This window comes from Sphingobium baderi (assembly GCF_001456115.1).
GTDB classification, from domain to species: domain Bacteria; phylum Pseudomonadota; class Alphaproteobacteria; order Sphingomonadales; family Sphingomonadaceae; genus Sphingobium; species Sphingobium baderi_A.
On the sequence record NZ_CP013264.1, the window covers coordinates 1331467 to 1346015 of the forward strand.

Here is a 14549-nt window from a genome sequence, read left to right on the forward strand (position 1 = left end):
CTTCTCATGACTCCTGCCCAAGTCAAAGCGAAGATCTGGACGAACGCCGCCAAGGGGGCGGTGCTGCCCCTTGCGACATTGATGGTCGTGCTGTTCATGATGGTGCCCGTGCCGGCGGTGATGCTGGACATCGGGTTCATCACCAACATCATGATTTCGCTGGCGGTGCTGATGGTGGCGCTCAACGCCGCCAAGCCGCTGGATTTTTCGAGCTTCCCGACGGTGCTGTTGTTCGCGACGCTGCTGCGGCTGGCGCTGAACGTCGCGTCGACGCGCGTGGTGCTGGTGCAGGGGCATGAAGGATCGGACGCGGCGGGGCATGTGATCGAAGCCTTTGGCCATTTCCTGATCGGCGGCGATTATGTCGTCGGCATCTTCGTCTTTGCGATCCTGATGATCATCAACCTCGTCGTCATCACCAAGGGCGCGGGGCGCGTGTCGGAAGTGTCGGCGCGCTTCACCCTCGACGCCTTGCCGGGCAAGCAGATGGCCATCGACGCGGACCTGAACGCGGGCCTGCTGACGCCGGAGGAAGCCAAGGTGCGCCGCCGCGAAGTCGCGACGGAAGCGGACTTCTACGGCTCCATGGACGGCGCGAGCAAGTTCGTGAAGGGCGATGCGGTCGCGGGCATACTGATCCTGGCCATCAACATCGTGGGCGGCATCATATTGGGCGTGGTAAGCCATGGCCTGTCGATGGGCGAGGCCGCGCAGACCTATATCGTGCTGGCCATCGGCGATGCGCTGGTGGCGCAGGTGCCCGCGCTGCTGCTGTCCATCGCGGCGGCGGCCATCGTCACCCGCGTCGGCAGCGAGCAGGACCTGGGAGGCCAGATCACCAGCCAGTTCGGTTCGGGCCGCGCCTGGGTGCCGGTCGCGGCGATCCTGGCTTTCCTGGGCGTGCTGCCGGGGATGCCGCACTTCATCATCCTGACCGCCGCCGCCGTGGCGGGAGGGATCGCATGGCAGCTCCGCAAGGCAGGCCAGCGCAAGGCGGCGGAACCCGCCCCCGCGCCGCCGCCCGCCAATCCGGCGCTGATCGAATGGGATGACGTGTCGGACGGCGCGATATTGGGGCTGGAGATCGGCTATGGCCTGATTTCGCTGGTCGATGAGCGCAAGGGCGCGCCTTTGATGGCGCGGATCACGGGCATCCGGCGGCAATTGTCCAAGGAACTGGGCTTTGTCGTGCCGATGGTGCGGGTGAAGGACAATCTGTCGCTGGAACCCAATCAATATCGCATCACCATCGCCGGCGTGGTCGTGGGCGAGGACGAGATCTGGCCAGAGGATCTGCTGGCGCTGGACAGCGGCGCGCTGGAAGGCACGGTTTCGGGGCGCGAGACGAAAGATCCCACTTTCGGGCTGGAAGCGGTGTGGATTTCGCCCGCCAGGCGCAGCGAAGCGGTGATTGCAGGCTATACCGTGGTCGATCCGCCGACGGTGGTGGCGACCCATCTCAACCAGCTCATCGCCATGAATGCGAGCGAGATGTTCGGGCTGGACGAAGCGCGCAAGCTGCTCGACAACCTCAAGGACGCCGCGCCGCAACTGGTCGATGGGCTGACGCCGGGGCTGCTCAGCCTCACGCAGATTTCCGCGCTGTGCCGGGCGCTGCTGTCCGAAGGGATCGCGCTCAAGGACTTCCGCCGCATCTGCGAGGCGATGGTCGACGCCGCGCGGCCCGACATGTCGCACGAACAGCTTGTCGAAGCGGTGCGGCAGCGGATCGGCGCGCTCATCATCCAGGGCCTTGTGCCGGTGAAGATGCCGCTGCCCGTCATCACGCTGGACGGCGATCTGGAGGCGCTGCTGGCGCAGGCGATGCGGGTGGCGGGCGACGCCAAGCATCCCATCGAGCCTGCGCTCGCCAACCGCATCATCGAAGCGGTGGTGCAGGCGGCGCGGCCCCTGCTGGGGCAGGCGCGCAACTTCGCCATCGTGACGTCGCCGATCGCGCGGCGGGCGCTGGCGCGGCTGTTCAAGCCGCATCTGCCGGAAACGCCGGTGCTGTCCTTCCTGGAAATTCCCGACGGCAAGGGAGTCGAGGTCGTCGCCGTGGTCGGCGGCGAGCAGCGGCCCATCCCGCGCCATGATCCCGCACCCGCGCGCGAGCGGGTCGCCTGAGGAGACTTGATCCATGTATATGAGCAAAGTCGCCGCCGGATCGGACGTCCATACCTACGGACGGCGGGGAACCGTCAATTCACCCGAGCAACTGGCGCGGCAATATATGCCGCTGGTCCGCAAGATCGCCTGGCATGTCCATGGCCGCGTATCGAGCGCCATCGAGATCGAGGACTTGCTCCAGATCGGCATGGTCGCGCTGGTCGAGGCGGCCAATGGCTTCGAGGATCGCGGGTTGGGTTTCGCCTCCTATGCCCAGATGCGCGTGCGCGGGGCGATGATCGACCATTTGCGGCGGCAGGCGACGCTTTGCCGGTCCGCCATGGCGCGGCGCAAGGAACTGGCGGGCGTCCGGCGCAAGCTGGAGCAGCGGCTGGGCCGGATGCCGACCGAAGCGGAAATGTCCGACGAGATGGGGCTGGACGCGGCGGCCTATCGCGAGATGGCTGACGGGGCCGAGATGGTCCAGCATATGAGCATGGACGAGGTCTATTCCGATCAGTCCATGTGGTTCGCCGATGTCGAGGACCGCGCCGACGATGTGATGGAGCGGGAGTCGCTGAAGGCGGCCATGGCGCAACATATCGGAGAACTGCCGCAGCGCGAGGCGCTGGTGCTGCAACTTTATTTCGTCGAGGAACTCAATCTGGAGGAAATCGGGCAGGTGCTGGACATCGGCGCGGCCCGCGTGTGCCAGATCAAGAAAGCGGCGCTGGACAAGCTCCGCGAGAAGTTGAGGGATTGGGATTAGAAAATCTGATCCTGCGATAGCGGGTTTCGGCCGTTTTCGCACGACCCACCTCCGTTCGGGCTGAGCTTGTCGAAGGGCGAACGGAGATGGGGATAGCAGACAGTCTGCCTTTCACCCTCTAACCGTCGTTCGCTGGCCAGGTCGGCGTGATGGTCTTTCCATTGACCGAGAGGCGATAGCGCAGCGGGCGATAGCTTTGCGTGCGCCACCAGGGTTCGGGCACTTGGAACAGGCCATGTTCGTCGGCCCAGCGGCCCAATCCCTTGCGCGCCGTGATGGCGGCGAGGACAGGGGCGAGGAGCAGTCCCGCGACCACCGGCGTCACCCAACCCAGCGGCGTATCGCCCCGCACGGCCAGCAATGTGAGGCCAAGGCCCAGCAGAATATGCCATTTGAACAGCCAGACGGCGCCGATAAGCGCCATGCCGTCGCGGTCGCGGGTCTGGCCGTTCCAGCTGCTCTTGCGGCCCATCAATATGCCGAAAAGGTTGATCGTCTGGGTCAACATGCTGACCGGCGCCATCAGGATCGACAGGATGATGTCGGCCAGCACGCCCCGGCTCATCCGGGCCGCGCCGCCGAAACCGATGCGGTGGGCCGGGTCGGCGAGCGCCCAGATCATCGACAGCAGCTTGGGACCGAACAGCAGCACCGCCGTCAGCGCCAGCAGCCCGCCCGAGGGCAATACGGCGCTGGCCGGCCACAGGCCCGCGACCGCGCCGCCCAGCACGACCAGGATCAGCGCAAGCCATAAGGGCGAAGTGCAATAGGCCGAAGCGCCGACCAGCAACTGGAAGCGGCTGACCGGATGCAGCCCCTTGATCTTCGCGATCAGGGGGACGTGCTGGATGTTGCCCTGGCACCAGCGCCGGTCGCGCGTGGCGAGATCCGGGAGGGAGGGCGGGAATTCTTCGAAACTGTCGTCGGCCGTCACCATGTGCACGTCCCAGCTGCGCCGTCGCAGCAAGGCAGCCTCGATCATGTCATGGCTCATGATATGGCCGCCGAAGGGGGCGCGGCCCGGCAGTTCGGGCAGGCCGCAGCTTTGCGCGAAGGCGCGCACGCGCAATATGGCGTTGTGGCCCCAGAACATGCCTTCGGACCCCGCCCACCAGATCATGCCGGCGGCGGAGATCGGGCCGAACAGGCGGCTGGCGAATTGCTGCCAGCGGGCGAAGAGCGTGGATGCGCCCACCACCGTCGGCACGGTCTGGATCAGCCCGAGATAAGGATGGCGCTCCATGTCCGACGCCAGCCGCGCCATGGTCTGCCCGCTCATGACGCTGTCGGCGTCCAGCACGATCATATAGTCATAGCCACCGCCGAAACGCTGCACCCATTCGGCGATATTGCCGGGTTTGCGCCCGATATTGAGCGCGCGGCGGCGATAATGCACGGCGCGGGAAAAGCTGTGGCGGATCGCCTGATAGGCTTCCCGTTCGATCTCGCCATTTTCGGCATTGGAATCGCTGAGGATGAAAAATTCGAAGCGTTCGCCGCCCATCACCTGCGTCAGGGACCGCTCCATGATGGAAAGGCGGCCCAGCACGCCCAGGAAATCCTCGTTGCAGACCGGCAGCAATATGGCCGTCTGGCCGCGCAGCGGATCGCCAGGGCGCAGGGCGCGAGGCTGGACGCCGCGGCCGCGCCCGATGGTCAGCAACAGGAAGCCGATGAAGCTGGTCGCGAAGCCGAAGGCGATCCAGGCGAAGAGGGGAATGAACAGCGCGAGATAGATGCCTTCCCAAAGGGAAATGCCGTCGAGGCCGATGGAAAGGCGCATTTCATGCGCGGCCATGGACGCCGGGAGGACAGCGAGCAGCACCACCAGAAGCCGCCGCGCCCACAGGTCGATATTGCGCGCGCGCACCGGCACATCGTCCGGGGCAGAGGAAAAATCCTGCACCGGCATGGCAAGCGGCATTTCGGCGGGAACCTGTTCGAATGCCCGCGTCACGGATGCGTCTTGCGATTGTTCATGCAGCGGCCTTATGCCGTCCGTGCCCTTCATTCCAGACCCGTATCCATTTGTTCCGCACGCTCAACCCTTCGCGCAAGCCAAGGGTTCCGATCATGCGCCCAGCGGATAATGCACATATTCGCTGATGGCGCGATTGCCGGAGCGGAGCTGGACCCGAATATCCGTCGTCCCGCCGCCCTGACGCGCCACATCCAGCACGACCCGGAAGAGATTGCGTTGACCAAGCACCGGATAACCGGCCTTTTTGAGAAGCGCGCCATGCGCCACATCGGCCCAGATTTCGGGCTTTGCCTCTGTCACATCCGCGAAGTCGATGACCAGCCGGTCCTGACCCGCCTGATCGCCGCGCCCGCGCCAGACATCCTTGACCCATGCCGTCGCGGCGGATGCGGGCCTTTGCGCCGCCGACCAGTCGAGCCGATAACTGGCGTCGATCCGCCTGCCGGGGCGGACGGAGGCGGAAGGGGTCCAGTAAGCGGCGATATTGTCGGTATATTCGCTGTCGGTGGGAAAGGCATAGAGGCGCACCTCGCCCGGCCCCAGCCGCTTCGACGGGGTGGCCCAGAGCGAAGGGCGGCGGTCGTAGAAGACGCCGTCGTCCTGATAATGGCTGAAATCGCGGTCGCGCTGTAGCAGGCCGAAACCGGCTGGATCACGCTCGGCAAAGACATCGACGCGCGGTGCGGCAGGGTTGGTGAGGGGGCGGCAATGCGCCGTGCCGTTCGCGCTGGCGATGGCGAGCATGTCGCTATCGTGGATTTCCGGCCGCCAGTCGGTGCCCTGCGTCCGGTTCGCCTGATCGTACCAGAACATGCTGGTCATCGGCATCAGGCCCAGTTCCTCGATGGGCCTGCGGGGGAAGAGGGCGGCGGTCACGTCCTGCCGGACGCCCTGCGGCCCAAGCTGGCTGACGAAGCGGAACGCGCCGGTGATCGATGCGCCGTCCAGCAGCGCGTGGACGGTGACGCTGTCCGCGCCGGTGCGTTCCAGCCAGAAATGGGTGAAGCGGGGAAATTCCTCTTTCCCCGCAATGCTGGTGTTGATCGCCACGGCGCGGGCGGACAGGCCGAACTGCTTTTGCGGGCTGGGGGCGCGGAAATAGCTGGCGCCCAGGAAGGAGAGCCAGTCCCCGTCCCGCGCCGCATTCATGATGCGAAAACCCGCAAAGCCCGCATCGGGGCCAAGCGCGGCCACGGCATTGCCCGGCGGCGTGTCGAACATGGAGGGATCATAGCGCAGCGGCGTCGCGCGGCCATTTTCCACGATGGCGATGGAGACGGGCTGGGCGGCGTTGGCGCTCAGGGGAAAGAAACGGATGCCGGTATGGCCGGGAAGATCGCCCCAGAGCGTGCGCTCCTCGCGGAAGCGGGCCTGATGCAGGGCGTCGTAATCGACCTTCGCCGCTCCGGGATGAAGGGGCGTTTCCTGAAAGGGCGCGCGGGCCAGCCGCTGGGCCATGGCGACCAGCGCATCCCAGGAAAAGGCTTCACCCTTGCTCTGGGCCATAAGCGGACGAGGGAGGAGGAGGGCGGCGCTGGAGGCGGCGATCATCGCGCGCCGGTCGATCATGGTCATGGCCCCATCATGGGAAGGACGGCGCGCTTTGCAAGCCATGGCCCGCGCAAATGCGATGAAGCCTCCGTCCGGGGGGACGGAGGCTTCGGAAAGCTGGTCTTTGATCGAAAGGTGTCGCCTCCGGCACGGTGGGGACTGTTGATGTGCCGGAGGCTCCATGTCCGGTGAGGCGACCAAACCTCACCGTGCATTCTTATGCAAGCGGATTACTGGATCAGCTTCAGGACGTTCTGCTGGCTCTGATTGGCCTGCGCCAGCATCGCGGTCGAAGCCTGGCTCAGGATCTGCGCCTTGGCGAGCGAGGTCGTTTCCGTCGAGAAGTCGGCGTCTTCGATCCGGCTGCGAGCGTCGGTCAGGTTGGTGACGTTCGCGGTCAGATTGTTGACCGTCGATTCCAGGCGGTTCTGCGCGGCACCCAGCGTGGCGCGGGTGGTGGCGATGGTCTTGAGCGCGTCATCATAGACGGTCAGATCGCCATCCGCTTCTTCAGCCGCGCCGGTGGAGCTGGCAACGGCGGACAGGTCGATCGTGCTCAGGGAGATGGTGACCGTGTCATCGGCGGTCGCACCAGCCTGGATCGTGACGTCGCCAGCGCCGGATCCGAAGAGTTCGATGCCATTGAACTTGCTGTTGGTGATCACATTGTCGATCTGCTTGGCAAGCTCGTCGAGTTCCGCCTTGATATTGGCCTTGGAATCGTCGTCGTTGGTGCCGTTCTTACCCTGGACCGTCAGTTCACGCATACGCTGCAGCATGTTGGTGACTTCGTCCAGCGCGCCTTCCGCCGTCTGCGCCAGCGAGATGCCGTCATTGGCGTTGCGGATGCCCTGGGTCATGCCGCGGATCTGGGCGGTCATCGTCGAAGCGATGGCGAGGCCGGCGGCGTCGTCCTTCGCGCTGTTGATGCGCTTGCCGGTCGACAGGCGTTCCATCGCGGTGCTGAGCGCCTTGCTCGAAACGGCCGAAGCGTTGGTGGCGCGCAGGGCCGAAGAATTGGTTCCGATAACAGTCATGGTGTTCCCTTTCGTTTAACATCAGGTCGCTGCCATCAGGCTGCTTGCGGCCTCGAAAGGGAATAACGGCGGCGCGAAAAAAGCTTTTAGGGGCAGATGCGATTTTTTCGAAAATAACTGAAAAAACCGCCTCTTACGCGCGCGCCTATATAAGAAGCGCGGCAAATTCCCTTGCCGGGGCGGAAAAAAATTGCCGGTCGGCGGCAAGGGGCAGGCAGAGTTAACCATATGATAACCATGCAAGGCGCAAAAAGACCCTATCGAAAGGGGGCTGAAAAGTGCGGGGGCACCAGACAGCCGAAATGATGGGGAATGTGCATGTCGTCTCTCGACGTGAGCCAAAGGGTCTGCGCGCTGGTTCCAGGGTTGCAGCATTGGCTTGAAAATGCCTTTTTCGCCGTGCGTGCGGTGGATGCCGCCGCGCCGCGCGACCGGGATGACCGGCGCGTGCTGCTGGCGAGCGAGATCGCCCATGCGACCCATCGCGATATCCTCATCAACCTGATCGATGGCGCGCCTTCGCTGGTGCCCGCCGCCAATGGCCTGCCCGCCCGCGTGGCTTTCGGCCTGGAGGATATGGGTTTCGCCTTCGCGCTGATCGCGGAACTGGCGCGGCCCGATGTCATCCCGGCGGTCGGCGACAGCGCCAGCGCCCGGCTGATGACGCTGGCAGGGCGGGTCGCGCGCAGCGACGCCACCGTGCTCATTCAGGGCGACACCGGCACCGGCAAGGAAGGCATGGCGCGCTTCCTTCACGCCCAGTCGGGCCGTATTTCGCGGGACTTCATCGCGGTCAATTGCGCCGCTTTGCCCGAAACCATGATGGAAGCGATGCTGTTCGGCCACAAGAAGGGCAGCTTCACCGGCGCGGCCAATGCGTCCGAAGGGCTGTTCCTGGCGGCGGACGGCGGCACGCTGTTCCTCGACGAGATCGCCGAACTGCCGCTGGCGCTTCAGGCGAAGCTGCTGCGCGCATTGCAGGAGGGCGAAGTCCTTCCCGTCGGCGCGACCCATCCGGTGCCCGTCAATGTCCGCGTGATCGCCGCGTGCAACCGCAATCTGGCCGACGAATGCGCCGCCGGACGGTTCCGTGAAGACCTTTACTGGCGTTTGAACGTCATGCCGCTGGAATTGCGTCCGCTCGCGGAGCGTCCCGGCGACATCGCCGCCATCGCCGCCGCCATGCTGCTGCGTCATCAGGATCTGGCGAAGGACGCCTTTGTCTGGCCGACTCCGCAAGCGCTGGCGAAGCTGGAGGATCATGCCTGGCCGGGCAATGCCCGCGAACTGGGCAATGTGCTCCAGCGCGCGCTGGTGTTGCGCGACGGCGCGCGGATCGACGCCGACGACCTGCATCTGGCCGCCGCGCCGCAGCCGGTTCGCCGTTCCGCGCCGATCCTGGTGCCGGACGAGCCGGTCCGCCTGCGCGACGTGGCGCGCATGTCCAAGCTGGAAGCCATCCGCCTTGCGCTGCGCGAGACAGACGGCCACCGCGCCGCCGCCGCCCGCAAGCTCGGCATTTCGGAACGCACCCTGCGCTATCGGCTGGCCGAGATGCGCGAACTGGCCGCCGCGTAAGGAGTTAGAGGATGAGCAGCATCTCTCCCACTGACAGCGTGATGGCGATCCGCAACGCCATCCTTCAGAAGAACGCCGCGCTGCGCGACGTCGCTTCGACCGGCAATGCCGGCGGCGTGGCCGGAACGGGCGGCGCCGATGCGACGGCGCCCGGCAATTTCACGCAGGCGCTCAAGTCCGCGCTGGATCAGGTCAATGGCCTGCAAAGTCAGGCGGGTGAAGCCGCCGCCGCCTTCGAACGGGGGGAAACGACGGACATCGCCGCCGTCATGCTGGCAAAGCAGCAGGCGTCGGTCAGTTTCGAAGCCACCCTTCAGGTCCGCAACAAATTGCTGTCCGCTTACAAGGACATCATGAGCATGCCGGTGTAATATGAGCGAGAACGCACTTACCCTCGATAGCGGCGCGGCCGCTGCTCCCGCCCTCCCGGCATCCTCGCTGGGCGGCGGCGCGAAAGGCGTCGATGCGCTGAAGGCGCGCTTCACCGGCTTCATGAAGCAGCCTGCGGTGGCGAAGAGCCTGCCGCTGCTGGGCCTGCTGGGCGTGGTAGCCATGGCGGGTCTTGCCTGGCTGGCGCTGCGCGAACCGCCGCAGCGCGACCTGTTTCGCGCCTTGCCCGATGGGGACAAATCGGCGGTGGCGCAGGTGCTGGACCAGAACGGCGTGCGCTACAGCTTCGACAATGCGGGCGGGATGACCGTCGCGCAGGACGATTATTTCAAGGCGAAGATGATGCTCGCCGCGCAGGGCCTGCCCAAGAGCGCGCCCGACGGCAACAGCATGATCGACAGCCTGCCCATGGGCGCAAGCCGCGCGGTGGAAGGCGAAAAGCTGCGGTCGGCGCGGGAAATGGACCTTGCCCGCACGATCGAGGCGATCGATTCCGTGGAAAGCGCGAAGGTGCATCTGGCGGTCGAGCCGCCCAGCGTGTTCCTGCGCGACCGGGCCAAGCCCACCGCCTCCGTCATGCTGCGTCTGGCGCAGGGACGGACGCTGACCGACCAGCAGGTCAGCGCCATCGTGCATCTGGTCGCATCGTCCATCCCGGAGCTTAATCCGCAGGATATTTCGGTGGTCGATCAGAATGGCCGGTTGCTCAGCAATAATGACGCCAATTCCGCCGACGACCGCCAGCTTGCGGTGCAGGACCGGGTGGAGGATCGCTATCGCCAATCGGTCGTCGCGCTGCTGACGCCGATCCTGGGCGCGGGCAATTTTTCGACCGAGGTTCATGCCGAACTCAATTTTGCCGAGCGTCAGGCGACACGGGAAACCTATCCGCAGGATGAGGCGCGCCTTCGCAGCGAGCAGGGAAGCTGGCAGTCCGACCCGCGCGGTCAGGGCAATGGCGAGGCCGGCGGCATCCCCGGCGCGCTCAGCAATCAGGCGCCGGTCAATCCGACCGTGACGCAGACCAATCCCAACGGCCAGGCCGTGCAGCAGGGGCAGACCGGAAATGGCGCGAACGCCGCCGCTCAGCCGGGCACGCCGCCCAATCCGGTCCTGAAGACCGAGGAAACCTTCAACCGCAATTTCGAGCTGGGCCGCGAAGTGTCCGTCACCCGCGACGCGGTGGGCACGGTCAAGCGCCTGTCGGTCGCCGTGGCGCTCGACAATGGCGCGGACGGCAAGCCCCGCAGCGCGCAGGAAATCGCCGCGCTGGAAGCCTTGGTGAAGGGCGCGATCGGTTTCGACCAGAGCCGGGGCGACGTGGTGGCCCTGTCCTCACGCGGTTTCGTCAAGGCGGAAGAGGTGAAGGCCCCCTGGTATGAAGCCGACTGGATGTCGCCGCTGGTCCGCAATGTGTCGGCGCTGCTGGTTGCGCTGCTGCTGATCTTCGGCATTGGCCGCCCGCTGCTCAAGCGCCGGGCCGCCGCGCAGGAGGCCGCCGCCGCTGACGCCGCTGCAAACGGCCAGCGCATCGGCCGCGAGATTTCCGGCGAACTGACGCGCCATGCCGCCGAGCATCCCGGCGAGGGGCAGCCGATCACGCTCGACATGATCTCTTCAGCGCCGGACTATAGCCAGCGCGCCGATCTGATCCGCAATTTCGTGAAGCAGGACCCGGACCGGGCCGCGCTGGTCGTGCGCGACCTGCTCAAGGAGGGGAAGAAGGAAAATGCCTGAGGCCGCCTCCGCAACTCCCGCGGCGCTGAAAGGCAGCGCCGCCGCCGCCGTCCTGCTGATGCTGTTCAACGAGGATGAGGCCGCACAGATCCTCTCGCGGCTGGAGCCCGACGAAGTGCGCCAGCTCGGCAACGCCATGTATGACGTCGCGGATGTCGAGGTGGACGAGGTCAATCAGGCGCTCGACCATTTCGTTTCCAAGGCGAAGAAGCGCACCACCATCGGCTATGGCGCGACCCAGCATATCCGGGGCGCGATGACCAAGGCGCTGGGCGAGGAACGGGCCGAAACCATATTGGCGCGGATCACGCCGCCGACCCGCTCGACCCAGCTTGAGATGCTGAAATGGATGGATGCGAAGGAGATCGCGTCCCTGATCGAGGCGGAGCATCCGCAGATCATGGCGATTGTGCTTGCCCATCTGGAAGCGCCCGTCGCGGCCGATGTGCTGCAACTGCTGCCGGCGGAATATCAGGAAGAGATCGTCTATCGCATCGCCACGCTGGGACCGGTTTCCAACGAGGCCTTGGACGATCTGGAACAGCTTCTGATGCGCGGCCCGGCGACCAAGAAGCAGGGCGCGGCGTCGCAGCGGGGCGGCACCATCGAAGCGGCCGCGATCATGAACAATGTCCGCAAGGATAATGAGCAGCGCATCATCAAGGCGCTGGCCAAGCGGGACAAGATGATCGCCCAGACCATCGAGGAGGAGATGTTCGTCTTCGACAACCTCATCGACATGGACGACAAGAATCTGGGCACGCTGATGCGGACGGTGGACAGTCAGGTGCTGGTGGTTGCACTCAAGGGCGCGAACGAGGTGCTGAAGGCGAAGATCTTCGCCTGCATGTCCGCCCGCGCGGCGCAGGCCATCGCCGACGAGATCGAGGAGCGCGGGCCGATCCGCCTGGCCGAAGTCATCGACGCGCAGAAGCTCATCATCGGCACCGCGCGCCGCATGGCCGACGCGGGCACGATCATGCTGGGCGGCAAGGGGAACGACTTTGTCTAATTTCTGGGCGGCCGAGAGCGGCAGCGACATCGCCAGCATCCCCGTCGCAGGCGTGGCGCGGATCGAAAGCAGCGGTTTCCGCAGCCTCTACACCGCGCCGCCGGGCGCGCAGACGCAGGCGATGCGGATGGCGGCCTATGCCGATGCGGAACCGGAAGGCGATCCGCTGGAGCAGGCGCGGATCGAAGCCTTCGCGCAGGGCTTCGATGAAGGCTGCCGCGTGACCGAAGAGGGCATGGCCAGCGATGCGGAAGCGCGTAACCGGCTGGCCGAGGCGTTGGAGATGCTGACGCCCGCGCCCAGCGGAACCCTGGCCACGATGCTGTCGGCCACGGTCATCCGGCTCGTCTCGCAGATTGTGGGCGAAGTGGCGATCGACGCGGAACTGCTGCAACAGCGGTGCGAAACCATTGCGGCCTTCATCGACGAGAATGAGGGCAAGAGCGCCCTGCACCTGCACCCCGACGACATGCCGCTGGTCGATGGCGGGCAGGTCGGCGTGAAGCTGGTCGCGGACGCGTCGATGAGCCGGGGCTGCGTGCGGCTCGATACGGCTGACGGCTGGGTCGAGGATGGGCCGGACGTGCGGCTCGCCCGGCTGCGCGCTTTGCTCGACGATATGGAGGGCAAGGCATGATCCGGGCCGCCATCGCCCAGGCGGAGACGCTGTTCGATCATTTGCAGGTGCAGAACCGCCAGCCCCGCCATGTGGGACGGCTGGTGAGCCACGATGCCGGTATGCTGGAAGTGACGGGTTTCCGCCGCCCCATCGGCGCGGGCGCGCGGGTGATCGCTTCCGATGGAACGATCGCGCGGGCGGAGGTCGTGGGTTTCCGGGGGGAACGCACGCTGCTGGTGCCGCTCGACAATGGCGCGCCGCTGGAAAATGGTGCGCGGGTCGAACCGGACAGTCAGGCGAACATGGTGCAGGTCGGCGAAGGGCTGATCGGGCGCGTCATCGACGCCATGGGGCAGCCGCTCGACCGCAAGGGACCGATCATCGCGGGCGGAAGCTGGCCGCTGAACGGCGTTCAGGGCAATGTGCTGGATCGCGGGCGCGTGACTGAGCCTTTTGACCTCGGCGTGCGCGCCGTCAATGCGCTGCTGACCGCCGGGCGGGGGCAGCGCATCGCCATCATCGCGGGTTCGGGCGTCGGCAAATCCGTGCTGATGGGCCAGATGATCGCGGGCGCGGAAGCGGATATCGTGATCGCGGGCCTGATCGGCGAGCGTGGACGCGAAGTCAGTGACTTTCTCGAAACCAAGCTCAAGGGCACGATGCACAAGAGCATCGTCGTCGCGGTTCCGGCCGATCATCCGCCGATCCTGCGCCTGCGCGCGGCGGCGCGGGCGACCGCCATCGCCGAATATTTCCGGGCGCGCGGCAAGAAGGTGCTGCTGCTGATCGACAGCCTCACGCGCTGCGCCCATGCCCAGCGGGAAATCGGGCTGGCGCTGGGCGAACCGCCCGCGATGAAGGGCTATCCCCCTTCGGCGCTGGCGCTGATCCCGCGTCTGGTGGAGCGAGCGGGCGTGGATTCGCGCACGGGTGGATCTATTACGGCGCTGTATACGGTGCTGGCCGATGGCGACGACACCGACGATCCCATCGTGGATGCGGCGCGGGCCATTGTGGACGGCCATTTCGTGCTTTCCCGCCATCTGTCGGAGCAGGCGATCTTTCCCGCCATCGACATCGGCAAGTCCCTCTCGCGCGTCATGGCCGATGTGGTGCCGGACGAGCATCGCATGGCGGCGGCGGCCTATCGGCGGCTTTGGGCCGCTTATGAGGAAAATCGCGACCTGATCCTGATGGGCGCCTATCGCCCCGGCAATGATCCGGTGATCGACGAAGCGGTGCAGCGGCGGCAGGAAATCCTGGACTTCATCCAGCAGGACCAGAAAAGCCGCGTCGACCTTTCCACCAGTGCTGACGCGCTGATGGCGGAGTTCGGCGCGTGAAGGGCCTTGTCGCTCGCCGCCAGCGCGTGCTGCGCGTGCGCCATGTGCAACATGCCATGGCGGCGGCGGAAACGGCGCGCGCGCGGGACGAGGCGGAGGGCATCGCCCATAATGCCGAACGCCTGCGCCGAGTGCGGAGCGACCTGTTCCAGGCCGAGGGCGCGGCGAGTGGCGCGTCCTTCGCCGCGATGCAGGAGTTGGCGGGGCGGCTGGAGCAGGCGGGACGCCAGCTTGACGGCGCGCTTTATGATGCGCGGCGCAAGGTGGAGGTGAAAGAGAATCTCAGCCTCGCGGCGAACCGCGACAAGGAAATCGCGACACGATTGAAGGACCGCGCTCGGGCGGACCTGGATGAATGGCGTGAAAGCCGGCTGGCGGCGCTGCCAAGCTATCGCCGGATGCAACGCAGGGGAGATGCGTGAC

The 14549-nt window shown here is 65.9% G+C and carries 12 protein-coding genes; 9 read left to right on the forward strand and 3 right to left on the reverse strand.

Translation table 11 applies throughout. From position 1 onward, the window contains the following. Nucleotides 1–6: 6 nt before the first annotated feature. Both flhA and ATN00_RS06665 read left to right on the forward strand, forming a co-directional pair. On the forward strand, nt 7–2127 hold the full coding sequence (gene flhA, locus ATN00_RS06660) for a flagellar biosynthesis protein FlhA (protein WP_021244572.1): 2121 nt from the start codon (nt 7–9) through the stop codon (nt 2125–2127). Nucleotides 2128–2140: 13 nt separating this feature from the next. Further along, nucleotides 2141–2878 (forward strand): FliA/WhiG family RNA polymerase sigma factor, encoded by a 738-nt coding sequence (locus tag ATN00_RS06665; protein ID WP_062063383.1) that lies wholly within the window; start codon nt 2141–2143, stop codon nt 2876–2878. A 118-nt stretch (nt 2879–2996) separates the two neighbouring features. Here ATN00_RS06665 and mdoH read toward each other — a convergent pair whose 3' ends face one another. The 3 genes from mdoH to ATN00_RS06680 all read right to left on the reverse strand — a co-directional run bounded on the left by mdoH (nt 2997) and on the right by ATN00_RS06680 (nt 7447). Next, on the reverse strand, nt 2997–4889 hold the full coding sequence (gene mdoH / locus ATN00_RS06670) for a glucans biosynthesis glucosyltransferase MdoH (protein WP_062063385.1): 1893 nt from the start codon (nt 4887–4889) through the stop codon (nt 2997–2999). Nucleotides 4890–4949: 60 nt separating this feature from the next. Beyond that, nucleotides 4950–6434 (reverse strand): OpgD/OpgG family glucan biosynthesis protein, encoded by a 1485-nt coding sequence (locus ATN00_RS06675; protein WP_062063387.1) that lies wholly within the window; start codon nt 6432–6434, stop codon nt 4950–4952. 206 nt (nt 6435–6640) lie between these two features. Continuing rightward, nucleotides 6641–7447 carry a flagellin N-terminal helical domain-containing protein gene (locus ATN00_RS06680; protein WP_062063389.1) on the reverse strand — a complete coding sequence of 269 codons (807 nt, stop codon included), beginning with the start codon at nt 7445–7447 and terminating at the stop codon, nt 6641–6643. Nucleotides 7448–7765: 318 nt separating this feature from the next. Between ATN00_RS06680 and ATN00_RS06685 the strand changes: the two genes are divergently transcribed. From ATN00_RS06685 to ATN00_RS06715, 7 genes are read left to right on the forward strand one after another with little or no spacing between them, the layout of a single operon-like run. Beyond that, the gene (locus ATN00_RS06685; RefSeq protein WP_062068490.1) at nt 7766–9025 is read left to right on the forward strand and encodes a sigma-54 interaction domain-containing protein; all 1260 of its coding nucleotides are present in this window, start codon (nt 7766–7768) and stop codon (nt 9023–9025) included. Between the two features lie 11 nt (nt 9026–9036). Beyond that, on the forward strand, nt 9037–9396 hold the full coding sequence (fliE, locus tag ATN00_RS06690) for a flagellar hook-basal body complex protein FliE (RefSeq protein WP_031290899.1): 360 nt from the start codon (nt 9037–9039) through the stop codon (nt 9394–9396). A gap of 1 nt (nt 9397) precedes the next feature. After that, nucleotides 9398–11152, forward strand: a complete 1755-nt coding sequence (gene fliF, locus ATN00_RS06695) for a flagellar basal-body MS-ring/collar protein FliF (protein WP_062063391.1) — start codon at nt 9398–9400, stop codon at nt 11150–11152. Next, nucleotides 11145–12164 carry a flagellar motor switch protein FliG gene (gene fliG, locus ATN00_RS06700; RefSeq protein WP_021244580.1) on the forward strand — a complete coding sequence of 340 codons (1020 nt, stop codon included), beginning with the start codon at nt 11145–11147 and terminating at the stop codon, nt 12162–12164. The genes fliF and fliG overlap by 8 nt, the downstream gene beginning before the upstream one ends. Further along, nucleotides 12157–12801, forward strand: a complete 645-nt coding sequence (locus tag ATN00_RS06705; protein ID WP_062063393.1) for a FliH/SctL family protein — start codon at nt 12157–12159, stop codon at nt 12799–12801. The genes fliG and ATN00_RS06705 overlap by 8 nt, the downstream gene beginning before the upstream one ends. Beyond that, the gene (locus tag ATN00_RS06710; RefSeq protein ID WP_021244582.1) at nt 12798–14126 is read left to right on the forward strand and encodes a FliI/YscN family ATPase; all 1329 of its coding nucleotides are present in this window, start codon (nt 12798–12800) and stop codon (nt 14124–14126) included. Before ATN00_RS06705 ends, ATN00_RS06710 begins: the two co-directional genes overlap by 4 nt. Continuing rightward, nucleotides 14123–14548: a hypothetical protein gene (locus ATN00_RS06715; protein ID WP_062063395.1), complete on the forward strand. Its 426-nt coding sequence runs from the start codon at nt 14123–14125 to the stop codon at nt 14546–14548. Before ATN00_RS06710 ends, ATN00_RS06715 begins: the two co-directional genes overlap by 4 nt. Nucleotide 14549 lies beyond the last annotated feature (1 nt).